Raw genomic sequence first — 24,702 nt, forward strand, 5'->3', positions numbered from 1 at the left:
CTGCTGGAACGCTACGAAAGTGTCCGCCCAGCCGAGTCTCGCGGCTACGCCGCGCGGGCTGCCGCGCCGGCCGCGGCGCCGGCCGCGCCGCGCGCCCCGCGCGAGCGCGCGGCCCAGCCGACCCGGGCGCGCACCACGAGGGTGACCACGACCGCAACGGCGATCGCCACGACGGCCGTGACCGCCGTCGGCACGGACACGAGCGGCCCGTCGAGCCGCCCGACCGCGACCCACGCGAGACCCCAGGACAGCGCCGCGGTCGGTGCGAGTCGTCCGCCGCCCCAGATCGCCAGGAGCACCCCGACGAGCCCGGCGACCGCGGCGACGAGCACGCCCCAGGCGTCCTGCCCGAGTCCGAAGCCCCGGAAGCCCGCGGCCGTCAGCACCGCAGCGGTGTTGGCCGCGGTCGCGACGCAGACCCACCCGAGGTAGAGCCCGAACGTCCCGTCGGTCACGATCGCCTCGACGGCACCCGAGGGACGCGTCCGCCGCAGCACCGCGAACGCCCAGACCAGGACGCCGAGCAGCGCGACGATGATCGGCTCGCTCGCCCACAGGAACCCGAACTGCACGGACAGGATCCACGCCGCGTTGAGCAGCAGCGACAGCACCGCGGGGACGAACAGGCGCTCGTGGCGCTCGTCGTCGGCGGTGCGGAAGAACTGCCGCACCGTGTAGGCGATCAACCCGACGTAGACGACGCTCCAGATCGAGAACGCGGGGCCGGCCGGTGCGATCGCGGTCGACGACGCCGAGAGTGCACCGCCGGCTGCTTCGGCGATGGGGGTCCCGCCCGCTGCGCCCGAGCCGACGAAGGCGCCGACCACTGCCACCACAGCGCTCACGGCGACCGCGATGCGCTTCCAGATCTTCTTCACGTCCGCTCCGTTCGTCAGCATGCTGATGACCCGTACGGTAAACCCGCCCTGCGGCGCCGGACGCAGCCGACGTCCAGGTGGCCGGGGGACGGGCCGACGGGCGGTGCGTACGGTGGCATCGTGACCGTCGAGCTCAACACCGTCTACGTCGACCGCATCGCCCCGATCGCCTGCCCGTCGCTCGACGACACCTTCCGGATGATCGGCGAGCAGGGCGCCAGCGCGTGCATCGTGCTGCACCGCCCCGACGCCGAGGAGCTCGGGGACGTCGCTGTCGCCCTCGGGCTGCACGAGCTCGCGGTCGAGGACGCCGCGGAGGGGCACCAGCGCCCGAAGCTCGAACGCTACGGCTCGACGCTCTTCACGGTGCTGAAGCCGGCGGTCTACCACGACGGCCCGGAGGAGGTGGAGTTCGGCGAGGTGCACGCCTTCGTCGGGCAGGACTTCTTCCTGGCGGTCGTCCCGGCGGACCCCCGTGGCGCGCAGGCCGTCCCGCACGCGCTCCGACGGCTCAGCGGCAAGCCGGCCCTCGTGACGGCGGGACCGCAGGCGCAGCTCTGGGCGCTCATGGACTCGATCGTCGACGGCTACGCACCGGTGATCGACGGCCTGGAGGAGGACATCAACCAGATCGAGGACCAGCTGTTCTCCGGGGTGGCGGGGGTGTCGAGGCGCATCTACGAGCTGTTCGGCGAGGTCGTCGACTTCCAACGCGCGGCCCGTCCGCTCATCGGCATCATCGAGAACCTGCACCGCGGCGCGGAGAAGTACCACCTGCCGGTGGAGCTGCAGCGCCGCTTCCGCGACGTCCTGGACCACGTCATCCGCACGGTCGAGCGACTCGACACCTTCCGACAGCTGCTGCAGAACGCGCTGACGGTCGACTCGACCCTCGCCGCGCAGAAGCAGAACGACGACACGAAGCGCATCTCGGGCTGGGCGGCGATCCTGTTCGCGCCGACGCTCATCGCGGCGATCTACGGGATGAACTTCACGCACATGCCCGAACTGTCGTGGACGTGGGGGTACCCGCTGTCGATCGTCGCGATGGTCGCCTTCGCCGCGATCCTGTTCGTCGTCTTCAAGGTGAAGCGCTGGTTCTGACGACCCACCGTCCCGGACGGCCCGGCCTGCCGGTTCCGCGGACCCTCGCGCGTCGTGTTGCGCAGCACGCGCCGCGCCAGCCAGGCTCGTCGTGCCCACGACGCACAGGCGTCGACGACGCCGACCGGAGCAACGATGCCCACCACCACGAACGACCTCGTCCACCTGACCGCCGGTGGGGTGTCCGTCGTGCTCGACTGCCGCGACGGCGCGCTGCCCGCCGTCGTGCACTGGGGCGCTGCCCTCGGGCCGCTCGCCCACGACGAGCTCGTCGCCCTCGCGGACGCCGACGTGGCCCCGGTCGCGAACAACGAGGCCGACGTGCCCGTCCGCCTCGCACTGCTGCCGGAGCCGCACCGCGGGTGGACCGGTCGCCCCGGGCTCTCCGGCCACCGTGGTGGTCGCGACTGGTCACCGGCCTTCACCGTCACGGCGATCGACGTCGACGACACCCACGTGACCGCCGAGGCCGAGGACACCACCGCGGGCCTCGCCGTCCGCGTGACGCTCGAGCTGCTCGTGTCCGGCCTGGTGCGCGCCCGCGCCGCCGTCACGAACACCGCCGTCGGCACCTACACGGTGGACGACCTGACCGTGGCGCTGCCCGTGCCCTCCCGCGCCCGCGAGGTCCTCGACTTCGCCGGCCGCTGGGGCAAGGAGCGCACCCCGCAGCGTCGCGAGCTCGTCGTCGGCACGCACGAGCGCGACAGCCGCAAGGGTCGCACCGGAGCGGACGCCGCGACCGTGCTCAGCGTGGGGGAGCCCGGGTTCGGGTTCGCCCGCGGCGAGGTCTGGGGCGTGCACACCGCGTGGAGCGGGAACCACCGTCACTTCGCCGAGCGGCTCGCGACCGGGCGCCAGGTGGCCGGTGGTGGCGAGCTCCTGCTCCCCGGCGAGGTCCGGTTGGACACCGGCGAGACCTACGAGGGCCCCTGGGTGTACGGCGCGTGGGGTGACGGCCTCGACGACCAGGCCCGCCGGTTCCACCACTGGCTCCGCAGCCGCCCGCAGCACCCGTCGACCCCGCGGCCGGTGACGATCAACGTCTGGGAGGCGGTCTACTTCGACCACGACCTCGCCCGCCTCACCGACCTCGCCGAGCGGGCCGCCCGGCTCGGCGTCGAGCGGTACGTGCTCGACGACGGCTGGTTCCGCGGTCGCCGTGACGACCACGCCGGTCTCGGTGACTGGTACGTCGACGAGGACGTGTGGCCGGACGGCCTCGGTCCGATCGTCGACCGTGTCCGTGCCCTCGGCATGGAGTTCGGGCTGTGGTTCGAGCCCGAGATGGTGAACGAGGACAGCGACCTCGCCCGGGCGCACCCGGAGTGGATCATGCAGGCGGACGGCCGGTTGCCCGTCCGCTCGCGCGACCAGCAGGTGCTCAACCTCGCGATCCCGGAGGCGTACGCGTACGTGCTCGAGCGGATGACCGCGATCATCGGCGAGTACGGCGTCGACTACGTCAAGTGGGACCACAACCGCGACCTGGTCGAGGCCGGGCACCCGGGCGGCGGGGCAGCCGTGCACGAGCAGACCCTCGCCACCTACCGCCTGATGGCGACGCTCAAGGAACGCTTCCCGGGGCTCGAGATCGAGTCGTGCTCGTCCGGCGGTGCGCGTGTCGACCTCGCGGTGATCGAGCACACCGACCGCGTGTGGGTGTCCGACGACATCGACCCCTTCGAGCGTCAGCAGATGCACCGCTGGACGCAGCAGCTGCTGCCGCCGGAGCTCCTCGGCGCGCACGTCGCCAGCGGGGTGAACCACACGACGGGCCGCTTCCACGACGTGTCCTTCCGTGCGGGCACCGCGCTGATCGGGCACTTCGGCATCGAGTGGGACCTCGCGCAGGCCACCGCGGACGAGGAGCGCACCCTCGCGTCGTGGATCGCGCTGCACAAGGAGTGGCGCGCACTCCTGCACGGCGGCCTGCTCGTCCGCGTCGACGAGGTCGACCCCACGCGCCTGGTCTACGGCGTGGTCGCCGAGGACCGCCGCCAGGCCGTGTTCTTCGTCGCGAGCACGGGCCGGTCCGACGTGTCGGGCATCGGGCGCGTGGTCCTCCGTGACCTCGACCCGGACACGCGGTACCGCGTCGACCCGGTCCTGGTCGGCGAGGACCACGAGGTCCGGGCGCCCGACTGGTGGGCCGGCGACCGCGTCTTCAGCGGCCGCGTGCTCGAGCAGGTCGGCCTCCAGCCCCCGCTCCTGCCGGCCGACCGGGTGGTCCCCTTCCGCGTGACGGCCGTCTGACCGCGACGCGACCAGCAGCCGGACGGGAGGCCCGTGGCGGCCCCGCCACGGGCCTCCCGTCCGTCCACGGGTGCCGTCGGCCGTCCGTGGGCCGGTCCCGATCGCCGCTAGGCTTCCGGTCATGCCGCAGACCGGGAACGCGACACGCACGACCACGCCGGTCTGGGCCCTCAAGCTCGCCGTGATCACCGGGCTCGTCGGCATCGCCGGCGGCGTCGCGGGCATCTCGGTGTGGCTCGCCCTGCAGGCCATCCAGTTCGTCGCCTTCGGGTACCCGTTCGGCGGGCACCGCGAAGCGGCCGATGCGCCCTCCGGGCTCAACCGCTTCCTCGCGCTCGCCGCGGCCGGCGTGCTCACGGGCGTCGCGTGGTGGGCGCTCCGGCGGTGGGCGAAGCCCGTGGTGTCGGTGACCGGCGCGGTCGACGGCAAGCGGATGCCGGCGCTCGCCACGGTCGCGAACGCCGCGGTGCAGATCCTGGCCGTCGGGCTCGGCGCCTCCATCGGCAAGGAGGTCGCGCCCCGCGAGATCGGTGCCTGGCTGTCCCAGCTCGTCACCGCTCGTGCCGGCCTGACGGGGCGCGAGACGCGCATCCTCGTCGCCTGCGGTGCTGCTGCCGGCCTCGCGGCGGTGTACGACGTGCCGCTCGGTGGCGCGCTCTTCGCGGTCGAGGTGCTGCTCGGTGAACTCACGTTCGCGACCGCACTGCCGGCCTTCGCGACGAGCGCGATCGCCGCGTTCACCGCACGGCTCGTGATCCCGGACGAGGTGCTCTACGACGTGCCCGCGATGCACCTGTCGCCGTCGCTGCTGGTCTGGGCGGTCGTCGTCGGGCCGCTGCTCGGGTTCGCGGGCGTCGGCTTCGTGAAGCTCACGAACCGGCTGCAGGCCACGGCGCCGAAGGGGTGGCACCTGCTCGTCGTGCTGCCCGTCGTCTTCGCGATGGTCGGGCTCATCGCCGTGCCGTTCCCGGAGATCCTCGGCAACGGGCGCGCGCTCGGCCTCGTCGCGATGAACGCCACGACCGAGGCGCCGACGTTCGCCGGGCTGTCGCCGATCGTGTTCCTGCTCCTCCTCGGCGTCATCCGCACGATCACGACCTCGGCGACCATCGGAGCCGGTGCGGTCGGTGGCACGCTGACGCCCTCGATCGCCGTCGGCTCCGCGGTGGGCGCCGCGCTCGGCGGCCTGTGGGTGCTGCTCTGGCCCGCTGACGGCTCGAGCCTGGCGGCGTTCGCGTTCGTCGGCGCGGCGGCCTTGCTGGCGACCACGATGCGGGCGCCGTTCACCGCGCTCGTGCTCGTCGTCGAGTTCACGCAGGAGGGCACGGACATCCTCATCCCGTCGCTCCTGGCGATCACGGGCTCGGTCGCGGTCTCCTACCTGCTCGCGCGGCGACGCAGCGCGCAGATGGTCTGAGTCGTCCGTCGGGACCGGGTCGGGCCGGCCGCGACACCGGGCCGGCCGCGACCCGGACAGGCGCCGGAGCCGCGACACCGGGCCGGCACACCCGGACAGGCGCCGGGGCCGCGCCTACCATCGGCGGCAGGTCGGGGCGACGGGCCCCGCACGAGGTGAGGAGCCGTCCATGGCGGGGTTCGACGACATCACGAAGAAGGCACAGGAGCTCCTGAAGGACGGCAAGGTCCAGGACGCCCTGAAGAGCGAGAAGGCCGAGGACGTCAGCGACAAGGTCCTGGGCGGTGTGGCCGACGCGGTGAAGAAGGCCACGGGCGGCAAGTACGACGACAAGATCGACGCCGCACGCGAGCAGGCCGACAAGCGCATCGGCAACGAGTAGCGGCCGGCCTGCCTGCGTCCCGCCGCCGTTCCGGCTCCTTGTCCGCTGCAGGCGATTGGACGCACGGGGCGGGACCGACCACGATTGACCGCGTGACCGTGCTCGCCCCGAACCAGCCGCTGACCGAGTCCGAGGTCGCCGCGATCAAGCGGGACTTCCCGATCCTCCAGCAGGAGGTGAACGGGCAGCCGCTCGCGTACCTCGACTCCGGCGCGACGGCCGAGCGGCCGCGGCAGGTGCTCGACGCCGAGCGACGGTTCCTGGAGCACGACAACGCGGCCGTCCACCGCGGTGCGCACACGCTCGCGGCCCTGAGCACCGACGCCTACGAGGACGCACGGGCCACGGTCGCCGGCTTCGTCGGGGCGTCGTCGCCGTCCGAGGTCGTCTGGACGGCGAACGCCACCGACGCGCTGAACCTCGTGGCGTACGGCATCGCCAACGCCAGCCGCGGACGCGGGGGAGCGGCGGCGGAGCGCTTCCGCATCGGTCCCGGCGACGAGGTCCTGGTCACCGAGGCCGAGCACCACGCCAACCTCGTGCCGTGGCAGGAGCTCGCCGCGCTCACCGGTGCGACCCTGCGCTGGGTCCCGGTGGCCGACGACGGCACCTGGACCGCCGAGGACGCGGTCTCCCGGATCACCGAGCACACGAGGATCGTGGCGTTCGCGCACGTCTCGAACGTCACCGGCATGGTCGCGCCCGTCGCCGCGGTGGTGGCAGCGGCCCGCGCGCACGGCGCCCTCGTCGTCCTCGACGCGTGCCAGTCCGCGCCGCACCGGCCCCTCGACGTGCAGGAGCTCGGCGTCGACTTCGCCGCGTTCTCCGGGCACAAGATGCTCGGGCCGAACGGCATCGGCGTCCTGTGGGGTCGCGGGGAACTCCTCGACGCCCTGCCGCCGTTCCGCACCGGTGGGTCGATGATCACGACCGTGACGATGGAGTCGTCGGAGTACATGCCGGCGCCCGAGCGCTTCGAGGCCGGGACGCAGCCGGTGTCCCAGGCCGTCGCACTCGCCGAGGCGGTCCGCTACCTGCAGGGCATCGGCATGGAACGCGTCCGCGCCCACGAGGAGCACCTCGCCCGCCGGATGCTCGACGGTCTGGCGGCGGTGCCGGGCATCCGCGTCGTCGGCCCGCCCGCCGGGGTGCCGCGCTCCGGACTCGTGTCCTTCGACGTCGACGGGGTGCACGCCCACGACGTCTCGCAGTACCTCGACGCGCAGGGCATCGCGGTCCGGTCCGGGCACCACTGTGCCCAGCCGCTGCACCGTCGGCTCGGACTCGTCGCGACCAGCCGGGCGAGCACCTACGTGTACACGACCGAGCAGGACGTCGATCGCTTCCTGACCGCCGTCGGCGAGGTCCGCGGGTACTTCGGAGCGGCCTCGTGAACGGCCTCGACTCCCTCTACCAGCAGGTCATCCTCGACCACGCGAAGGCGCGGCACGGCGACGGCGTGCTCGACGGCGCCGACGCGTCGCACTTCGAACGGAACCCCACCTGCGGCGACGAGATCACCGTCAGCGTGCGGCTCGAGCCCGGGTCGGACCGCATCGCGGCCATCGGCTGGCAGGGCGACGGGTGCTCGATCTCGATGGCCTCGGCGTCGGTGCTGACCGACATGGCCGTCGGCCGGACCGTCCCGGAGCTGCTCGAGCTCACCGAGTCCTTCCGCACGATGATGCGGTCGCGCGGGGCCGGGGAGCCCGACGAGGACGTCCTCGAGGACCTCGTCGCCTTCCACGGCGTCTCGAAGTTCGTCATGCGGGTGAAGTGCGGGATGCTCGCCTGGGTGGCTGCCGAGGCTGCCGTCCGCGAGGCCACCGCGGTCTGAACCGGTCCGGTCAGCTCCCAGGAGCGGCACCGACGTGTGCGAGCACGACCGGGTCGCTGCACCCCCGGGCGAACCCGGCGATCCGTCGGTCGATGTCGCGTTGCAGGACGAACGCGCCGATGCGCTCGGCCAGCGGTGCGAGCCAGGCGGGTCGGCACGTGAAGTTGTAGCGCCACACCGCCAGCGTGCGGCCCGGCTCGCCCTCCACCGGCGTGAAGCGCCACCCACCGCCCATCTTCTCGAAGAACCACGAGCCCTTCGTCATCTTCATGCCGACGTTCGAGGGCGGGTTGTACGAGACGTACTCGCTCTCCATCCGCAGGCCCGAGCGCTGCACCGTGAAGGTCCGGACGCCCTTCGCCGGCGCGTCAGCGCCGATGAGGTGCTGTCGACGGATGAAGGGGTCCCAGCGCTTCCGGACCGGTCCCTGCACCTGCGACACGGCGAAGGCGACCTCGACGGGGACGGGGACGACGCAGCGGGACTCGACGACGGGCACGCCGCCATGCTGCCACGCGAGATCAACTCAGGTCCGCGGCGCCGTGCGTCGGGCGGGCGTCACACGGCGTCACCTCACGTGACGCGTCGGGCTGCTGGACGTAGCTTCGCCGCGTGACCTCGACGAACGAGACCCGGCAGATCCGCTTCAACGCGTTCGACATGAACTGCGTCGCGCACCAGTCCTCGGGGCTGTGGCGCCACCCCCGCGACCGTTCGCGGCACTACAACGACCTGTCGTACTGGACGGACCTGGCGCAGCTGCTCGAGCGCGGGCGCTTCGACGGCATCTTCATCGCCGACGTCCTCGGCACCTACGACGTGTACGGCGGGACGAACGAGGCCGCGCTCCGCACCGGTTCGCAGGTGCCGGTGAACGACCCGATCCTGCTCGTCTCCGCGATGGCCGCCGTGACGGAGCACCTGGGCTTCGGGATCACCGCGGGCACCGCCTACGAGCACCCGTACCCGTTCGCACGGCGCATCTCGACGCTCGACCACCTGACGAAGGGCCGCATCGGCTGGAACGTCGTCACCGGGTACCTGCCGAGCGCCGCGCGCAACATGGGGCAGACCGACCAGCTCTCCCACGACGACCGCTACGACGTCGCCGACGAGTACCTCGAGGTGCTCTACAAGCTGTGGGAGGGCTCGTGGGAGGACGACGCCGTCGTCGAGGACCGCGAGACCGGTGTCTTCACCGACCCGTCGAAGGTGCACCCGATCGAGCACCACGGCACGCACTTCGACGTGCCCGGCATCCACCTGACCGAGCCCTCGGTCCAGCGGAGCCCCGTGGTCTACCAGGCGGGCGCCTCGCCCCGCGGCATCCGCTTCGCCGCTGAGAACGCCGAGGCGGTCTTCGTCGGCGCGCCGACCATCCCGCAGCTCGCCGCGACCGTCGGCAGGATCCGTGACGCCCTGGAGGCCGCTGGTCGCGACCGCTACGCCGCCCGCGTCTACACGCTGCTCACCGTCATCACCGACGAGACCGACGAGGCAGCGCAGGCCAAGTACCGCGACTACCGGTCGTACGCGTCGGCCGAGGGCGCGCTCGTGCTCAACTCCGGCTGGATGGGCGTCGACCTGTCGCAGTACGACCTGGACGAGCCGCTCGGCAACATCGAGTCGAACGCCATCCAGTCGGCGGCGGCGAACCTGTCCGCGGCGACGGGGGAGGACGGGTCGAACTGGACGGTCCGGGACATCGCGGAGCACACGGCGATCGGCGGCCTCGGTCCGGTCGCCGTCGGCTCCGGGGCGACGATCGCCCAGCAGCTGATCGACATCCAGGAGCAGACCGACGTGGACGGGTTCAACCTGGCGTACGCGGTGACCCCCGGCACGTGGGAGGACGTCATCGAGTTCGTCGTGCCCGAGCTCCGCGCGCGCGGTGCCTACCCGGACGAGTACGTCGAGGGGTCGCTCCGTCACAAGCTGCACGGCCGCGGCGACCGGCTGCCGGAGGAGCACCGCGGCGCCCGGTACCGGGTCGGCTCGCGGGCGACCGTCTGACCGATCGCGCGGCGGGCTCCGACCTGACCGCCCGTCGGGGCGTGCGACGTATGGTGGTCGGGTGATCGGGTCGTCCTTCGTCGTGCGCACCGCGGACGACGAAGCGACCGCGGTCGCGTGCATCGCGCTCTGGGTCGCCGCCGTCGCGGACCGGGACGGGGTGCCGGCCTCCGACGCCGTGCGCGCACGTGCGCACGAGAAGTTCGCCGCGGAGCGGGTGGCCCTGGTGGTCGCCGACGACGGCGGCGCCCCGCTCGGGTTCGCCCTCGTCACCGCACCCGGCACCGGCGGCGCGCCGAGCGACGGCGCGTACCTCAGCCTCCTCGCGGTCTCGCCGGCGGCACAGGGTCACGGACTCGGCCGTCGACTGCTCACCGCCGCGGTGGACGCCGCCGCAGCCGCCGGGCACGACCGGTGCGAGCTGCACGCGCTGGACGACAACGCACCCGCCCTCGCGCTCTACACGAGCGCGGGCTTCCGACCGGTCGGTGACCCGTTCCCGCACGCGCTGAACGGCCGTCCGACCCGGGTCTGGCAGGCGGCCTCCGTTCGGTGAGGTGAGGCTCACCTCACCACGAAAGCCCTGATCAGGCTTGCCTCACCTTGCTGGCGCGAACCGCTCCGGAGTGGTTCGATGGCCGTCATGTCGACCGCTTCGGACCTCTCGCTCCCCACCTCCGAGCACGACGACGCCACCAGCGCCGCGCGGCTCAACTGGCTCCGGGCCGGGCTGCTCGGCGCGAACGACGGCATCGTGTCCGTCGCGGCCGTGCTCGTCGGGGTCGCCGGAGCAGGCGCGGGCACGGGGCCGATCGTCGCCGCCGGCACCGCGGCGCTCGTCGGCGGGGCGATCTCGATGGCCCTCGGCGAGTACATCTCGGTGAGCGGTGCCCGCGACGCGCAGCGCACCGGGCAGGCGGCCGAGCAGGCGAAGCTCGAGGCCGATGCCGAGGACGCCCCGGCGCTCGCGGCGCACTACCGGTCGCTCGGGGTCGAGGGGGACGTCGCGGATGCCGTCGCGCGGGAGCTGACGCGGCCCGAGGTCCGTCGTCGCCGCGCCGAAGCGGCCCTGCACGACGCCGAGGACGAGATCGTCAGCCCCTGGCGTGCCGCCTGGGTGTCGGCGGCGACCTTCACGGTCGGCGCACTGCTGCCGTTCCTCGCGATGCTGCTCGCGCCGGAAGCCCTCCGCGTGCCGGTCACCGTGACCGCCTCGCTCGTCGCGCTCGCCCTGACCGGCACGACCGGTGCGGTGCTCGGCGGTGCCCGTCGGGGTCGCGCGGCGCTGCGGGTGGTCGTCGGCGGGGCACTCGCGCTCGCGGCGACCTACGTGGCCGGGGCGCTGCTCGGGACGCACGCGCTCTGACCGGACGGGCACGGTCGAGTCTGCGATCGCGATCATCGACCACTCGCGTCAGGGCGATGCGCTCCGGGGAGCGATCCGAGGCCGTCCCCGCTCGTGGCGTCAGGGAAGCTGCGGTGGGGCGATCAGTTCGAGGAAGCCGCCGAGCGCCCCCTCGAGGTAGATGATCCGTGTGCCGGTCCGGACGCCACTGGTCATCTCGTGCGGTTCCCCGACGGGCCGCCAGCCGTGTGCTGCGCAGAGGTCGAGCACGCGGTCGAGGTCCGAGACGGTCAGCGCGATGTGGACCGTGCCGGTGCGCGCGGCGGAGTCGGATGCTTCGCACCGTCGGCTGGCCCGTCCGAGCTCATGGTGCGTCCGGTGATCGATGGTCCAGGGCCACGGGTGTGAGGTGGACGCATGCAGATCGAAGAAGCCCTGTTGCCCACACGGTCCGCGTCGGTGGTCGCAGGGTTCTTCGGACGACTCGGGTGTGAGGTCGAGCGGGACGGTCCGAGCGTGACCGTGGCCATCGGCCTGAGCCGGCTGCGCTTCGTGGAGAGCGACTTCGAGGGCGCTCACCACCTCGCGTTCACCATCCCGACCGGGTCGTTCGACCTGGCCCGCCGGTGGCTCGGACAGCGCGTGCTGCTCCTGTCGGTCGACGATCGGACGGAGTTCGGAGGACCCCCGTCGTGGGACTCGCGGTCGATGTACTTCGACGGCCCTGATGACCAGGTGCTGGAACTCATCGAACGTCGAGCCCTGCCTCCCCGAGAGGTGGAGTCCTTCGCCGCTGCCGATCTCGTGTGCGTGAGCGAGATCGGCGTGGCAGTCCCGGACGTCCTCGCCGCGGTCGCGACCCTGCTAGCAGCAGACCTCCAGCCCTACGGGAACGAGCCCACCAGCGAGTTCGCTGCCGTCGGAGACGTCGACGGTCTCCTCATCCTGGTCACCCCCGGCCGCGCGTGGTTCCCGACCAGCACGCGTCACGTCGCGGACACCGCCGTCACGGTGCGCACCTCCGTGCAGCAGGAGGTGACGCTCGGTGCTGGGAAACGCCTCCGGCCCGTGACTGCTGGTCTCGGCGGACGTCCGGTGACCGACTGAACAGCTGGAAGGATGCGAGCATGCCGTGGCCGCGCGCCGTCCCGCTCAGCGCAGACCGTCTCTGCCTCGAACCCCTGACGGTCGAACACGCCGACGTGATGGTGGACGTGCTCGCGCCGGTGGAGCTGTACCACTTCACCGGCGGCGGACCGCCGAGCCTGGAGGAACTCCGTGCGCGCTACACCCGTCAGGTCCGGGGTCGGTCCCAGGACGGCACCGCAGGGTGGCTGAACTGGATCATCCACCCCCGCCAGGGCCGCGCGCCGATCGGGTTCGTGCAGGCGACCCTGCACCGGACCGCCCAGGTCACGACGGCGGACCTCGCCTGGCTCGTCACGCCGAGCGCGCAAGGGCACGGGTTCGCGACCGAATCCGCGGAGCGCGCAGCGACGTGGCTGCGCTCGGTCGACGTGCGGGAGCTCAGGGCGCGGATCCACCCGGAGCACGGAGCCTCAGCACGTGTCGCCCTGCGGATCGGGATGCACCCGACGAGCACCCGTTGCGACGGCGAGGTCCTCTGGCGGGAGCGACCACCAGCAAGCGATGAGTGCTGACGCGGGACCCGGTACCCGATCGGCTACTCGGACAGCAACGACCGGCGGCGTTCCGCTTCGTCGAGTCGCCAGCGGCCGATGGCAGCCGCGATCCCTGCGGGGACCGAGACGGCCAGTGGGTACTGCCAAGTGAGGTGGTCGTCCTCGAAGGCCAGCAGGAGCACCTGCATGCCGATCGCGGCGAGTGTTCCGCCGAGGACGGCATGTGCGCTCACACGGACGGCACGGCTCCGAGTGCGTCGGAGCGCGCGGCCGAGGAGCTGGGTGAACGGCAGCGCCACGGCAGCGCCGACGGCGGCGATCACGGCGAAGACGACGACGAAGACGACGACGAACAGGAGGGCGCTGGCGGCTCCGTCGAGCGAGACACCGCCCCGGACGGCGATGACGATGCAGGTGATGACCGCACCGGTCGGAGCGACAGCTCCAGCGAGCCAGATGTAGCTCGTCAGGACGAGCTTGTAGGTCGTCGCCCAGGTCCACGGTTCCACAGCAGCAACCATGCCGCATCGTACGATCTCAGGCGACGTGTTCTTCCCTCGGTGCCGGGTGCCAGCGGAAGACGTCGAGGAGACGGGACAGGCCCGGCGTCCGTGACGCCAGGACGAAGACCGCGTAGCCGAGGACCCCACCGACGGTGTTCCAGATGAAGTCGTTGACGTCGGCGACGTGGCCACCGGAGAAGAGCCGCTGCGCAGCAAGCTGCAGCAGTTCTATCGCCAGGCTCACCGCCGCGGCGGCGAGGAGGACCTTCCACCAGGACGGGCGGCGCACCAGGAGCGGGATCAGGACGCCCAGCGGGGCGAACACGACCACGTTGGTCACCGCGTCCGCAGCTTCGTAGTCGGAGAACGGGATCAGCGCCAGCGCTGGCGTCCACGGCTCAGCGTCGGGGAGCGGATCGAGGAACACGGGGAAGACGGTGTTCGCGAGGATGCCCGCGGCGTAGACAGCGATCACCCCAGCGACGGTCGCGCGCTGCCAGGTGAACCGTCCGGACCGGAGCAGGAACACCAGGTGCACGACGAAGACGATGATGCCGAAGACGGATGCAACGGGCAGGGCGGGGACTTCGCCGTACGGGTTGTCTGACATCAGCACGACACTACGTGTCGTCGCTCCGTCGTCGCCACTCTCCGCCGGCGTAGGCAAGCGTGAACAGCCCGAACATGGTGAGCGGTGAGATGGCCAGGAAGACCAGCATCGAGTCGACGAGGAACAACAGCAGCGCGGCGACGCCGAGAAGGACGACACCGCCGAGGACCATCGTCCACAGCGGGAGACGTCTGCTCAGCCGCTGGCGGTCACCCATGGGCCTGACGCTACCCGTCGCCGCGTCCGCGACCGCGCGCTCGTGCAGCCGTTCGTCGTGTCAACCGGCGGGCGGGGGACTGTCGCGCGTTCCCGTCGAGTCCTACCCTGGTGCGATGAAGGGTCCACGGTTCACCCGCCTCGCGGCCGCCGCTGGCCTGGTCGCGGTCCTCACCGGTTGCGCGACCCAGGCGCCGCCTGCTGACGGTCCGGCGATGAAGTCGCTGCAGCTCCGAGCCGTCGTGTCGGAGGTCGAGGAGGCGTGCACTGCGCCGCCGGTCACCACTGAGGTCGCAGCGTCGGCGTGTGACCAGGACGGCGCGACCACCTACCGGTTGGCGAAGTCGCTCGGGTCGATCACGCCGACCTCCGCGCACCGCTCCGACGGTGAGGGTGCGGGCGGCTCGATCGTGTTGCAGTTCGACAGGACCGACAGCGATGTCCTGGCCTCGGCCACCCGCGAGACGATCGACGAGCGCATGGCGATCCTCCTCGACGGCAGGGTGCTCTCGGCACCCCAGGTCATGGAACCCCTCACCGGCGGTGAGGTCACCCTCGCGTTCGGGTCCTCCGCCGAAGCTCGCGAGGTCGACGACCGCCTCCGCGCGACGACGTCCGGGGACTCCCGGTAGCCGGTCCCTCCCGGAACCGCCCGGTGAGAGGGTCGGGCATGCCCACCGTCACTGCGCTGCTCGTCATCGACCTCCGACCAGGTGCAGTTCCGTCCCGGTCGGTGAGCGGAGGCGCACCGGATCGACGTCGGGAGTGACCGCTCCTCGTACACTCGCCGGATGGACCAGGACACCGTCCTCGAGCACATCGCCGAGCGAGCGCGGGTCGTGGGGCACCCGCTGGTCGTCGGCATCTCCGGCTTCTGCGGCTCCGGCAAGTCGACGCTCGCACGCAGCCTCGTCGCAACACTGCCCGATGCCGTGCGCCTCCGCGGCGACGACTTCCTGGACCCCGCTCGATCACACCGCCGTTCCTCGGACTGGGACGGGGTGGAGCGCGACCGCCTGGTCTCGACGGTGCTGGAACCGTTCCGAGGAGGACGGCCCGGGCACTTCCAGCGGTACGACTGGGCACGGCGGGCCCTCGGTCCCGAGGAATCGCTCCCGCAGGCGAGGATCCTCGTCCTGGACCTCATCGGACTCTTCCACCCCGAGGCGTTGCCCGCGCTCGACGCGACCGTCTGGTGCGACGTCGACCTCGACACCGCAGCTCGCCGCGGTACGGCCCGTGACCGGGCACTCGGCCGCAGTCACGACGCGCTCTGGCGCGACGTCTGGATCCCGAACGACCGGGACTTCGCGCAGCGCTTCGCGCCGCGCGACGCTGCCGACCTGCTCGTCGAGCCGTCCTGCTGACCCGTCCGCCTCTCGACGTGGACGCGACCCGGCGCCCGCAGTGACCGGCGGGGCGGCCGCGAGCCGTGCCTCCAGGCCGGTCACGAGCCGGATGCGGTCAGGCCCGGTCCAGCTGCCGGAGCTGGGCGACGTCCGGCCACGGCGCCCACTTCGCCCGCGGCGCGTGCAGCAGGTACGGCTGCGGCGTCGGGTAGGTGACCAGCTCGAGCGTCGACCCCCACGGGGTGCGCGTGTAGACGAACCGGTTGCCCTCCCCGGCCTCCTCGCCGCGCAGCGGCCGCGGATCCGAGTTGCGGACGGCACCGGCGGACTCCGCGCGGGCGAGGGCTGCGTCGAGGTCGTCGACGTACAGCGCCAGGTGCTGCCACCCGAGGTCCGACGGGTGCGCGGCGGCGCGCTGGTCGGGCCCGCGGTACTCGAAGAGCTCGAGTCCGGGTCCCTCGGGCAGCGCGAGCATGCGGATCGCGCCCTGCGCCATCGACGACGGGATGCCGAGGTAGCGGTGGGCCTCCGGTGTGCCGTTCGGCTCGTCGGTGGTCCGGCGCACGTCGTACAGCACGACGGCGTCGAAGGCGTTCGCGAAGAACGCCGTGGCGGCCTCCACGTCCGGCACGGTGACGCCGACGTGGTCGATCCGGATGCCCGTGGTCATCCCTCGATGATGGAGCCGGTCGGGCGGCCGGGACGGGTCGGGGGCAGGACCTGCGGCGTTCCCTGCGGCATCCCGCAGCTGCCGCCCGGAACGAGCGTTCCAGCGGGCTGTCCGTGTCACACGACCGTTACACGAGGGAAACGGGCGACGCGAAGTGCCTTCGTAGCGTCGTCCTCGAGCGGGGACCCCCGCCGCCCACTCCCACGGAGGACGCCTTGGTCACAGAGATCGCGACCCCGGTCGCCGCGCCCCACGCCCCCCGGACGACGTCGTCGGCAGCCGCCGGCGCCGGCGTCGTCAAGCCCGGGTACGACCCGGCGCTCACCAACGAGGACCTCGCCCCGCTCCGCGAACAGCGATGGACGAGCTACAACATCTTCGCCTTCTGGATGTCCGACGTGCACTCGGTCGGCGGGTACGTCACCGCCGGGTCGCTCTTCGCGCTCGGCATCGCGAGCTGGCAGGTGCTCGTCGCCCTGGTCGTCGGCATCCTCATCGTGCAGGTGTTCGCGAACCTCGTCGCGAAGCCGTCCCAGCGCACCGGGGTGCCGTACCCGGTCATCAACCGCGCGGTGTTCGGCGTCATCGGGGCGAACGTCCCCGCCGTCATCCGCGGCCTGATCGCGACGGCCTGGTACGGCGTGCAGACCTTCCTCGCCGCGCAGTCGCTCAACATCGTGTTCCTGAAGTTCCTCCCGGGCTCAGCGGCGCTGCTCGACCACTCGTTCCTCGGGCTCTCCGCGCTGGGCTGGATCTCGTACGGCATCCTCTGGGTCGCGCAGGCCGCGCTCTTCTCGATGGGCATGGAGGCGATCCGCCGCTTCATCGACTTCGCCGGTCCGGCCGTCTACGTCGTGATGATCGCGCTCGCCGTCTACCTCGTCGCCCGGGCCGGCATCGGCAACATCTCGCTGACGCTGCACACGGGCGCGCCGATGTCGTTCGGTGCCTCGATCCCGGTCATGCTCTCGGCCGTGGCGATCGTCGTCAGCTACTTCTCCGGTCCGATGCTGAACTTCGGTGACTTCTCGCGCTACGGTCGCTCGTTCCGAGCCGTCAAGCGTGGCAACCTCTGGGGCCTGCCGGTCAACTTCCTGTTCTTCTCGGTCCTCACCGTGCTCTGCGCGAGCGCGACGGTCCCGGTGTTCGGCAAGCTCATCACCGACCCGATCGAGACCGTCCAGGCGATCGACGCACCGTTCGCGATCCTGCTCGGCGGCCTCACCTTCGTCACCGCGACGGTCGGCATCAACATCGTCGCGAACTTCATCAGCCCCGCGTTCGACTTCTCGAACGTCGCCCCGCGGAGGATCAGCTGGCGGACGGGCGGCATGATCGCCGCGGTCGGCTCCGTGCTGCTGACGCCGTGGAACTGGTACGGCAACGACCAGGCGATCCTCTACACGCTCGGCATCCTCGGCGCACTGATCGGCCCGCTGTTCGGGATCCTGATCGCCGGCTACTACCTGGTCGCGAAGCAGCGGGTGGCGGTCGACGACATGTACACGAAGGAGCCCACCGCCCGGTACTGGTACCGCGCGGGCTGGAACCCGAACGCGATGTGGACCCTGCTGCTCGCCGGCGCGGTGTCGGTCGCCAGCGCGGTGCTGCCGCCCGCGACGGGTGTCCTGCCGTGGTTGAGCAACTACAGCTGGTTCATCGGCTGCGGGCTCGGGCTGGTCGTCTTCCGGGCGCTCGAGCGTCGGTCGCCGCGGATGCCGGTGCTGGCATCGGAGGACCCGACGGTCGACGACGGCGCGGCGGCAGGACGCGACTGACCGTCCGCCACACCCCTGCACCGACCCCGGCCGGGAGGCGCGACACGCCTCCCGGCCGGACCGTCGCCGCCCGGGTCCACCACCTCCTCCTCGTCCCCACCCCCGCCTGAGAGGCTCCGCTTGCGCATCCGCGTCGTCAACCCCAACACCACCCCGTCGATGACGGCCTCGATCGGCCGCGCCGCGGCCGCGGTCGCCGGACCCGGCACCGTCGTCGAGGCGGTGACGCCCACCACCGGACCCGCCTCGATCGAGAGTCACTACGAGGAGGCCCTGGCGGTCCCCGGGCTCCTGGAGCAGATCGCGCTCGGCGAGCAGGAGGGTGTCGACGCGTACGTCGTCGCGTGCTTCGGCGACCCGGGTCTCGACGCCGCGCGCGAGCTGGCCGCCGGGCCGGTGCTCGGGATCGCCGAGGCCGGCTTCCACGCCGCTGCGATGCTGGGGCGCCGGTTCGGGGTCGTCACGACGCTGGCGCGCACGACCGGACGGGCGTGGGAGCTCGCGGAGCGCTACGGGTTCGCGTCCCGGGTGACCGAGGTCCGTGCGTGCGAGGTGCCGGTGCTGCAGCTCGACGATCCGACGTCGGGCGCCCGGGAGCTCGTCGTCGAGGAGTGCCGCGCCGTGCTCGCCGGCGGCGCCGATGCGGTGGTGCTCGGCTGCGCGGGCATGGCGGCGTTCTGTGCCGAGGTCTCGCACGAGATCGGTGCGCCGGTGGTCGACGGGGTGGCTGCGGCGACGGTGCTCGCGGAGTCGCTCGTCCGGCTCGGGCTGCGCACGGGCAAGACCGGCGAGTACGCGCCTCCGCCACCGAAGCCGGTGACCGGGCTCCTGTCCGGGTTCACGCTGCAGAGGTCCGACGTCTCCGCGCCGATCGTGCTCGCGGGGGCCTCGGCATGAGCGCCGCGGTGGGCGCCGACCTGGTGCTCCGCGCTCGGCGGGCGTGGGTCGACGGCGTCCTCCGCCCGGCCGCGGTGGTGGTCCGCGACGGCGTGGTCGACGCGGTCCTGCCGTTCGGTGCCGCGGTCGCGGCCTCGCTCGACCGCACCGTGCCCGACGAGCACGTGCTCCTGCCCGGGCTCGTCGACACGCACGTGCACGTCAACGAACCCGGTCGCACCGAGTGGGAGGGCTTCGCCTCGGCCACGCGGGCGGCGGCCCTCGGCGGCGTGACCACGATCATCGACATGCCGCTCAACTCGATCCCGGCAACCGTGGACGTCGACGCCCTCGCGGTGAAGCGGGCGAGCGCCGCGGGCCGGGTCGCGGTGGACGTCGGGTTCTGGGGCGGCGCGGTCCCCGCGAACGCCGGAGCACGCGGTCCGCTGCACGACGCCGGGGTCTTCGGCTTCAAGTGCTTCACCGCGCCGAGCGGTGTGGACGAGTTCCCGCACCTCGACCCGGTACAGCTCCGAGCGGCGATCGAGGAGGTCGCCGAGCTCGACGCCCTGCTCATCGTGCACGCCGAGGACCCGGACCACCTCGTGCCGCACGAGACGCTCGGCGGACGGTACGCCGACTTCCTCGCCACCCGTCCGGGCCGCGCCGAGCAGTCCGCGGTCGCGCGGGTCCTCGACGGCGCGCGGTCGACGGGTGCCCGCGTGCACGTGCTGCACCTGTCCGACGCCGGGGTCCTCCCGATGATCCGCGCCGCGAAGGCCGACGGGGTCCGGGTGACCGTCGAGACGTGTCCGCACTACCTGGCGTTCGAGGCCGGGTCGATCCCGGACGGCGCGACCGAGTTCAAGTGCTGCCCGCCGATCCGCGACGACGCGAACCGCGACGCGCTCTGGGCGGGGCTGCTCGACGGCACGATCGACTGCGTCGTGTCGGACCACTCGCCGTCCACAGCCGACCTGAAGACCGACGACTGGGGGTCGGCGTGGGGCGGCATCGCCGGACTCCAGGTGGGCTTCCGGGCGGTCTGGACCGAGGCCGTGCGCCGGGGGCTCCCGCTCGAGGCCGTCCTGCCCTGGTTCACGACCGGCCCCGCGGCGATCGTCGGCTTCCACGACCGCGGTCGGATCGCGCCGGGTGCGGTCGCGCACCTCGCCGTCCTCGACCCGGCGGTCGAGGGCGTCGTCGAGGTGTCGGCCCTGGCCCACCGCAACCCGGTGTCCGCGTACGCCGGCCTGCACACGCTCGGGGTCGTCACCGAGACCTGGCTCCGCGGGCGGCTCGTGGCGACGGCCGGCCTCGGGGTCACCGCCGTCGAGGGGGTCCTGCTCGACCGCCCCGCGGCGCCGCAACACGCACGAAACGGACGTTTCGCTACGCTCGTTCCCGGAACGGAGGCATCATGACGCAGCCAGTCAACCCACCCGCCCGACTCCTGATGGGACCGGGGCCGATCGACGCCGACCCCCGCGTGCTCCGCGCGCTGTCGACCCCGCTCGTCGGGCAGTACGACCCGTGGATGACGACGACGATGACCGCGACGCAGGAGCTCTACCGCGAGGTCTTCGGGACACGGAACGACGCCACCGTGCTCGTCGACGGCACGTCCCGCGCGGGCATCGAAGCGGCCCTGGTGTCACTGCTCGCCCCGGGGGACCGGGTGCTCGTGCCGGTCTTCGGACGCTTCGGGCACCTGCTCGCCGAGATCGCGACCCGTGCCGGCGCCGAGGTGCACACCATCGAGACCGAGTGGGGGCAGGTCTTCCCGCCGTCCGTGATCGAGGACGCGGTGCGCCGGGTCCGACCGAAGGTCCTGGCGATCGTGCAGGGCGACACCTCGACGACGATGAACCAGCCGCTCGACGAGCTCGGGGCGATCTGTGACCGGCACGGCGCCCTCCTCTACACCGACGCGACGGCGAGCATCGGCGGCAACCCGCTCGAGACCGACGCTTGGGGCATCGACGTCGTGAGCGCCGGCCTGCAGAAGTGCCTGGGCGGCCCCTCCGGCAGTGCACCGATCACCCTGTCGCCGCGTGCCGTGGCGGTGCTCGACGGCCGCCGCAGCATCGAGGCCGGCATCCGCGAGGCCGACGACGTCGTGTCCGACGACCCGATCCGCTCGAACTACCTCGACCTCGCGATGATCCTCGACTACTGGGGCCCGCGGCGCCTCAACCACCACACCGAGGCCGCGTCGATGCTCTACGCCGCGAACGAGTGCGCCCGCATCCTGCTCGAGGAGGGGCGGGACGCCGTGGTCGAGCGCCACGCGATCGCCGGTCGCGCGATGCTCGCCGGGGTCGAGGCGCTCGGACTGCAGGTGTTCGGTGACGTCGCGCACAAGATGCACAACGTGGTCGCCGTGGAGATCCCGGACGGCGTCGTCGGCGACGAGGTACGGGGCGCGATGCTCGAGGACCACGGCATCGAGATCGGGACCTCGTTCGGGCCGCTGCACGGACGGGTCTGGCGCATCGGCACGATGGGCTACAACGCCCGCAAGGACACCGTCGTGCGCACGCTGGCCGCCCTCGAACACTGCCTGCGCCGGGCCGGGCACGCCGTCCCGCATGGCGCCGGGGTCGACGCCGCGCTCGACGTCCACGCCGGCCGCGTCGCGCCGGTCGGGGCAGCCCTGTGACGACGACGACCGGACCCGCGACGGCCGAGGTCCCCGCGGCGCCGACCGCGAGCGCCCGGGCGATCGCCGACGCCGCGACGATCGTCCGGTGGTGCGACGCGCTCGCCGGGATCTCGCAGGACGACGGACGCACCACCCGCGTCTACCTGTCGCCAGAGCACGCCCGGGTGAACGCCGTGGTCGCGGAGTGGATGCGCGACGCCGGACTCCGCACCTGGCAGGACGCCGCGGGCAACCTGCACGGCATCGTCGACGGTGCGACGCCGGACGCACCCGTGCTGCTGCTCGGCTCACACCTCGACACCGTGGTGGACGCCGGCCGGTACGACGGAGTGGTCGGCGTGCTCATGGCGATCCGCACGGTGGCGCGGCTCACGGCCTCCGGCCCGCTGCCCTTCGCGCTGCAGGTGATCGCGTTCTCCGACGAGGAAGGGACGCGCTTCGGCAAGGCACTGTTGGGCTCGTCGGCCGTGGCGGGGGTCTGGGACGACGCGTGGTGGGACCTCGAGGACGGCGACGGTGTCACGCTCCGCCGGGCCTTCACCGACTTCGGGCTCGATCCGGAACGCGTCGGCGAGGCGGCACTGCCCCCGGAGCGGCTCGTCGGCTACCTCGAGGCGCACATCGAGCAGGGCCCCCACCTCGAGCAGGCGGGGCAGGCGCTCGGTGTCGTCACGAGCATCGCGAGCGCCCGGCGGTTCACCGTCGAGGCCGTCGGCGAGGCACGGCACGCCGGCGGCACCCCGTACGAGCGGCGTCACGACGCGCTGCTCGCCGCGGCCGAGGCGGCGCTCGCCGTCGAGCGGATCTGTCGCGCCGAGCAGCACGTCGGCACCGTCGGCACGATGTCCGTCGAGCCCGGGGCGGTCAACGTCGTCCCCGGCCTGGCCCGGTTCAGCGTCGACCTGCGGGGGGAGTTCGACGAGGGACGTGACCGCGTCTGGGAGTCGATCACGGCGGTCTTCGACGAGATCGGAGCCCGTCGTGGCGTGACCGTGTCGCCGACCGAGGTGCACCGTGCCCCGGCGGTGTTCTGTGCCCCGGTGTTGATGGACGCCGTCCGTGCGGGGATCGCCGCGACCGGGGAGGCCACACCAGCGGAGCTCTTCTCGCGCGCCGGGCACGACGCGATGTCCCTCGGGCTGGTCACCGACGTCGCGATGCTGTTCCTGCGCAACCCCGACGGCATCAGCCACCACCCGGACGAGTTCGTCTCCGAGGACGACGTCGCGCTCGGCCTCGACGCGCTGGCCGTCGCCGTCGAGCGCATCGCCGACGACCGTGCGGAGACCCGGTGAGCGCCGCGCCCGACGTCCGTGCCCGGGTGGACGCCGTCTGGGACCGCCTGTCGCCCGCGGAACGCCGGGTCGCCGCGATGGTCCGGCACGATCCGGAGCTGCTGCTCGTCGGCACCTCCGCCGAGCTCGCGGCCGAGTCGGGCACGTCGAAGGCCACCGTCTCGCGGCTCGTCCGGTCCCTGGGGTTCCAGGACGCCGCCGAGGTCCGCCAGGAGCTCATGTCCGCGCGGGGGAGCGGCCTGCCGTGGGCCGCCGAGGACGCCGCGCACGTCGACCAGCGGGCCGTCGAGGCACGCAACCTCGACGCCGCGTTCGCCTCGCTCGCCCGGGCCGACCGCGTCCGGCTCGCCCGCCGGATCGTCCGTGCCCGGCGGGTGCTCGTCTTCGGGGAACGCGGCGCGCACCCCGTCGCCATGCAGCTCCGGTCGCAGCTGGCCCAGGTGCGACCGGACGTCCGGATCGGTCCGGCACCGGGGCAGCGCCTGGGCGAGGAGGTCGCCGACCTCGACCGCCGCGACCTCGTCGTGCTCGTCACGGTCAGGCGGCACGCGGCGGGTGCCGAACGGCTCGTGCGGCACTGCGTCGCGACCGGCGCCGACGTGGTCGTGCTCGGCGACCCGACCGCAGCCGTGATCGCGGCGCCCGCGGCGACCGCAGTGCTCTGCCCGGTGGACTCGCCGTCGGCGTTCGACTCGATGGCGGCGCTCTTCGCGGTCGTCGCGGCGATCGCGAACGACGTGTACGAAGCCTCCGGGCCGGCAGGGCGTGCCCGGGTCGACGCCGTGGCGGCGGCCTACGACGCGCTCGGGGAGCTCGCCCCCCGCTGACCGTCCCCGTCCCGCTCGAGCTCGTCGCGCAGCGATGCGTTGCGCGCGGCGATCAACCGCGGCAGGTAGCGGGCGAGCGCTACCCGCTCGGCCAGCCAGCCGAGCGGGCCGAGGGGCGCCCGGAAGACGACCTCGTCGACCATCCGCGTCCCGTCGGCCGACGGCTCGAACCGGTGCTCGTGCCGGAACCGGGCGAACGGACCACGCACCTGCTCGTCGACGAAGCGACCCGGAGCCTCCAGGGCGGTGACCCTGCTCGTCATCGACCAGACGATCCCGAAGTGCCGCGCGCGCCACGTGACGCTCTCGCCGAGCCCGATCGTGCCGGACGTCGTCCCGGCCACGGCGCGTTCGTCGGTGTCGGCCATCGAGCGTTCGTGCGCGCCGATGTCGAGCGACAGCGCGAAGACGCGCTCCACCGGAGCGGCGATCTCGGTGACCACCCGGAAGGCGACGGTCACGCGTCCGGCCAGACCTGCGGCACCGTGCGGTCGTCGTCGCGCAGCACCGCGGCGAGCAGCTGGTCGTTGCGGGCGCCCCGGTGCACGACGGCCGATCGGGACCGACCCTCGAAGCGCATGCCGATCCGCCGGGCCGTCGCGGACGACGCGGCGTTCGTCCCGAGTGCGCGCCACTGCACCCGCACCAGGCCGAGCCCGTCCGGCGGTGCGGCGAACGCCCACGCCAGCACACGATCGGCGGCCTCGGCCATCAGGCCCTGCCCGCGGCCGTCGGGGTGCAGCGCCCAGCCGATCTCGCCGGCGCCGTCCACGAAGCCGAAGACGCCGACGGTACCGAGCAGCCGGGGGTCCTCCGCACGGCGGATCCCGAAGTCGTACCGGGTGTCGTCACGCCACCCGACCTCGACCAGGTCGAGCCACTGACGGGCCTCGGCGTGCCCGTACGGCACGGGGACCGGGGTGAACGCGATGACGTCCGGGTCGTTCGCGTACGCGATGACGGCCTCCGCGTCGGCGGGACCCGGCGCGGAGAGCACGAGCCGGTCGGTCCGGAGCGTCACGGGGAGCACACCGCGAG

At 72.8% G+C, this 24,702-nt stretch carries 27 protein-coding genes; 19 read left to right on the plus strand and 8 right to left on the minus strand.

Annotated elements, in window-relative coordinates; translation table 11 throughout:
- Nucleotides 1-44 precede the first annotated feature (44 nt).
- Nucleotides 45-899, minus strand: a complete 855-nt coding sequence (locus JOD95_RS10905) for a tryptophan-rich sensory protein (RefSeq protein WP_209684970.1) — start codon at nucleotides 897-899, stop codon at nucleotides 45-47.
- 99 nt (nucleotides 900-998) lie between these two features.
- Here JOD95_RS10905 and JOD95_RS10910 point away from each other — a divergent pair, with 99 nt between their 5' ends.
- From JOD95_RS10910 to sufU, 6 genes are all read left to right on the plus strand, one after another.
- Nucleotides 999-1,982, plus strand: a complete 984-nt coding sequence (locus JOD95_RS10910) for a magnesium and cobalt transport protein CorA (protein WP_251154555.1) — start codon at nucleotides 999-1,001, stop codon at nucleotides 1,980-1,982.
- Between the two features lie 135 nt (nucleotides 1,983-2,117).
- Nucleotides 2,118-4,238, plus strand: coding sequence for an alpha-galactosidase (locus JOD95_RS10915; RefSeq protein ID WP_209684971.1), 2,121 nt, complete (start codon nucleotides 2,118-2,120; stop codon nucleotides 4,236-4,238).
- A gap of 121 nt (nucleotides 4,239-4,359) precedes the next feature.
- Entirely contained in the window at nucleotides 4,360-5,655 is a 1,296-nt protein-coding gene (locus tag JOD95_RS10920; RefSeq protein ID WP_209684972.1) for a chloride channel protein, read from the plus strand.
- A gap of 169 nt (nucleotides 5,656-5,824) precedes the next feature.
- Nucleotides 5,825-6,037: an antitoxin gene (locus JOD95_RS10925; RefSeq protein ID WP_066655469.1), complete on the plus strand. Its 213-nt coding sequence runs from the start codon at nucleotides 5,825-5,827 to the stop codon at nucleotides 6,035-6,037.
- 98 nt (nucleotides 6,038-6,135) lie between these two features.
- Nucleotides 6,136-7,431 (plus strand): aminotransferase class V-fold PLP-dependent enzyme, encoded by a 1,296-nt coding sequence (locus JOD95_RS10930; RefSeq protein ID WP_209685248.1) that lies wholly within the window; start codon nucleotides 6,136-6,138, stop codon nucleotides 7,429-7,431.
- Nucleotides 7,428-7,874, plus strand: coding sequence for a Fe-S cluster assembly sulfur transfer protein SufU (sufU, locus tag JOD95_RS10935; protein ID WP_066655467.1), 447 nt, complete (start codon nucleotides 7,428-7,430; stop codon nucleotides 7,872-7,874). Before JOD95_RS10930 ends, sufU begins: the two co-directional genes overlap by 4 nt.
- A gap of 10 nt (nucleotides 7,875-7,884) precedes the next feature.
- Here sufU and JOD95_RS10940 read toward each other — a convergent pair whose 3' ends face one another.
- Nucleotides 7,885-8,373 (minus strand): SRPBCC family protein, encoded by a 489-nt coding sequence (locus tag JOD95_RS10940; protein ID WP_209684973.1) that lies wholly within the window; start codon nucleotides 8,371-8,373, stop codon nucleotides 7,885-7,887.
- Between the two features lie 113 nt (nucleotides 8,374-8,486).
- Between JOD95_RS10940 and JOD95_RS10945 the strand changes: the two genes are divergently transcribed.
- From JOD95_RS10945 to JOD95_RS10965, 5 genes are all read left to right on the plus strand, one after another.
- Nucleotides 8,487-9,887, plus strand: coding sequence for an LLM class flavin-dependent oxidoreductase (locus JOD95_RS10945; protein ID WP_268746752.1), 1,401 nt, complete (start codon nucleotides 8,487-8,489; stop codon nucleotides 9,885-9,887).
- Between the two features lie 61 nt (nucleotides 9,888-9,948).
- Nucleotides 9,949-10,443, plus strand: a complete 495-nt coding sequence (locus JOD95_RS10950; RefSeq protein WP_209684974.1) for a GNAT family N-acetyltransferase — start codon at nucleotides 9,949-9,951, stop codon at nucleotides 10,441-10,443.
- A gap of 87 nt (nucleotides 10,444-10,530) precedes the next feature.
- Nucleotides 10,531-11,253 carry a VIT1/CCC1 transporter family protein gene (locus JOD95_RS10955; RefSeq protein WP_209684975.1) on the plus strand — a complete coding sequence of 241 codons (723 nt, stop codon included), beginning with the start codon at nucleotides 10,531-10,533 and terminating at the stop codon, nucleotides 11,251-11,253.
- 495 nt (nucleotides 11,254-11,748) lie between these two features.
- Nucleotides 11,749-12,339, plus strand: a complete 591-nt coding sequence (locus tag JOD95_RS10960) for a hypothetical protein (protein ID WP_209684976.1) — start codon at nucleotides 11,749-11,751, stop codon at nucleotides 12,337-12,339.
- A 20-nt stretch (nucleotides 12,340-12,359) separates the two neighbouring features.
- Nucleotides 12,360-12,893, plus strand: coding sequence for a GNAT family N-acetyltransferase (locus JOD95_RS10965; RefSeq protein ID WP_209684977.1), 534 nt, complete (start codon nucleotides 12,360-12,362; stop codon nucleotides 12,891-12,893).
- Between the two features lie 23 nt (nucleotides 12,894-12,916).
- Here JOD95_RS10965 and JOD95_RS10970 read toward each other — a convergent pair whose 3' ends face one another.
- From JOD95_RS10970 to JOD95_RS10980, 3 genes are read right to left on the minus strand one after another with little or no spacing between them, the layout of a single operon-like run.
- Entirely contained in the window at nucleotides 12,917-13,396 is a 480-nt protein-coding gene (locus tag JOD95_RS10970) for a hypothetical protein (protein WP_209684978.1), read from the minus strand.
- A gap of 16 nt (nucleotides 13,397-13,412) precedes the next feature.
- On the minus strand, nucleotides 13,413-13,988 hold the full coding sequence (locus tag JOD95_RS10975; RefSeq protein WP_209684979.1) for a VanZ family protein: 576 nt from the start codon (nucleotides 13,986-13,988) through the stop codon (nucleotides 13,413-13,415).
- 10 nt (nucleotides 13,989-13,998) lie between these two features.
- A complete protein-coding gene (locus JOD95_RS10980) occupies nucleotides 13,999-14,205 on the minus strand; it encodes a hypothetical protein (protein ID WP_209684980.1) in 207 nt (68 codons plus the stop codon).
- A gap of 115 nt (nucleotides 14,206-14,320) precedes the next feature.
- Between JOD95_RS10980 and JOD95_RS10985 the strand changes: the two genes are divergently transcribed.
- Together JOD95_RS10985 and JOD95_RS10990 are read left to right on the plus strand one after the other, a co-directional pair.
- Entirely contained in the window at nucleotides 14,321-14,836 is a 516-nt protein-coding gene (locus JOD95_RS10985) for a hypothetical protein (RefSeq protein ID WP_209684981.1), read from the plus strand.
- Nucleotides 14,837-14,995: 159 nt separating this feature from the next.
- Nucleotides 14,996-15,571, plus strand: coding sequence for a uridine kinase (locus JOD95_RS10990; RefSeq protein ID WP_209684982.1), 576 nt, complete (start codon nucleotides 14,996-14,998; stop codon nucleotides 15,569-15,571).
- Nucleotides 15,572-15,668: 97 nt separating this feature from the next.
- Here JOD95_RS10990 and JOD95_RS10995 read toward each other — a convergent pair whose 3' ends face one another.
- A complete protein-coding gene (locus tag JOD95_RS10995) occupies nucleotides 15,669-16,223 on the minus strand; it encodes a VOC family protein (RefSeq protein ID WP_209684983.1) in 555 nt (184 codons plus the stop codon).
- A gap of 215 nt (nucleotides 16,224-16,438) precedes the next feature.
- On the opposite strand from JOD95_RS10995, the gene JOD95_RS11000 reads away from it, so the two are divergent.
- From JOD95_RS11000 to JOD95_RS11025, 6 genes are all read left to right on the plus strand, one after another.
- The gene (locus JOD95_RS11000) at nucleotides 16,439-18,001 is read left to right on the plus strand and encodes an NCS1 family nucleobase:cation symporter-1 (protein WP_209684984.1); all 1,563 of its coding nucleotides are present in this window, start codon (nucleotides 16,439-16,441) and stop codon (nucleotides 17,999-18,001) included.
- Nucleotides 18,002-18,121: 120 nt separating this feature from the next.
- Nucleotides 18,122-18,898: an aspartate/glutamate racemase family protein gene (locus JOD95_RS11005; protein ID WP_209684985.1), complete on the plus strand. Its 777-nt coding sequence runs from the start codon at nucleotides 18,122-18,124 to the stop codon at nucleotides 18,896-18,898.
- Nucleotides 18,895-20,301, plus strand: coding sequence for an allantoinase AllB (allB, locus tag JOD95_RS11010; RefSeq protein WP_209684986.1), 1,407 nt, complete (start codon nucleotides 18,895-18,897; stop codon nucleotides 20,299-20,301). The genes JOD95_RS11005 and allB overlap by 4 nt, the downstream gene beginning before the upstream one ends.
- On the plus strand, nucleotides 20,298-21,539 hold the full coding sequence (locus JOD95_RS11015) for an alanine--glyoxylate aminotransferase family protein (protein WP_245172185.1): 1,242 nt from the start codon (nucleotides 20,298-20,300) through the stop codon (nucleotides 21,537-21,539). The genes allB and JOD95_RS11015 overlap by 4 nt, the downstream gene beginning before the upstream one ends.
- Nucleotides 21,536-22,837 (plus strand): allantoate amidohydrolase, encoded by a 1,302-nt coding sequence (locus JOD95_RS11020; protein WP_209684987.1) that lies wholly within the window; start codon nucleotides 21,536-21,538, stop codon nucleotides 22,835-22,837. Before JOD95_RS11015 ends, JOD95_RS11020 begins: the two co-directional genes overlap by 4 nt.
- Nucleotides 22,834-23,664, plus strand: a complete 831-nt coding sequence (locus JOD95_RS11025; protein WP_066655435.1) for a MurR/RpiR family transcriptional regulator — start codon at nucleotides 22,834-22,836, stop codon at nucleotides 23,662-23,664. The genes JOD95_RS11020 and JOD95_RS11025 overlap by 4 nt, the downstream gene beginning before the upstream one ends.
- Here the strand turns inward: JOD95_RS11025 and JOD95_RS11030 are convergent.
- Together JOD95_RS11030 and JOD95_RS11035 are read right to left on the minus strand one after the other, a co-directional pair.
- On the minus strand, nucleotides 23,631-24,125 hold the full coding sequence (locus JOD95_RS11030) for an SRPBCC family protein (protein ID WP_066655433.1): 495 nt from the start codon (nucleotides 24,123-24,125) through the stop codon (nucleotides 23,631-23,633). The two genes, JOD95_RS11025 and JOD95_RS11030, sit on opposite strands and share 34 nt — an antisense overlap.
- On the minus strand, nucleotides 24,122-24,694 hold the full coding sequence (locus tag JOD95_RS11035) for a GNAT family N-acetyltransferase (protein WP_209684988.1): 573 nt from the start codon (nucleotides 24,692-24,694) through the stop codon (nucleotides 24,122-24,124). Before JOD95_RS11035 ends, JOD95_RS11030 begins: the two co-directional genes overlap by 4 nt.
- Nucleotides 24,695-24,702: the final 8 nt, after the last annotated feature.

This window comes from Curtobacterium sp. 1310 (assembly GCF_017834105.1).
In the GTDB taxonomy this organism is placed as follows: domain Bacteria; phylum Actinomycetota; class Actinomycetes; order Actinomycetales; family Microbacteriaceae; genus Curtobacterium.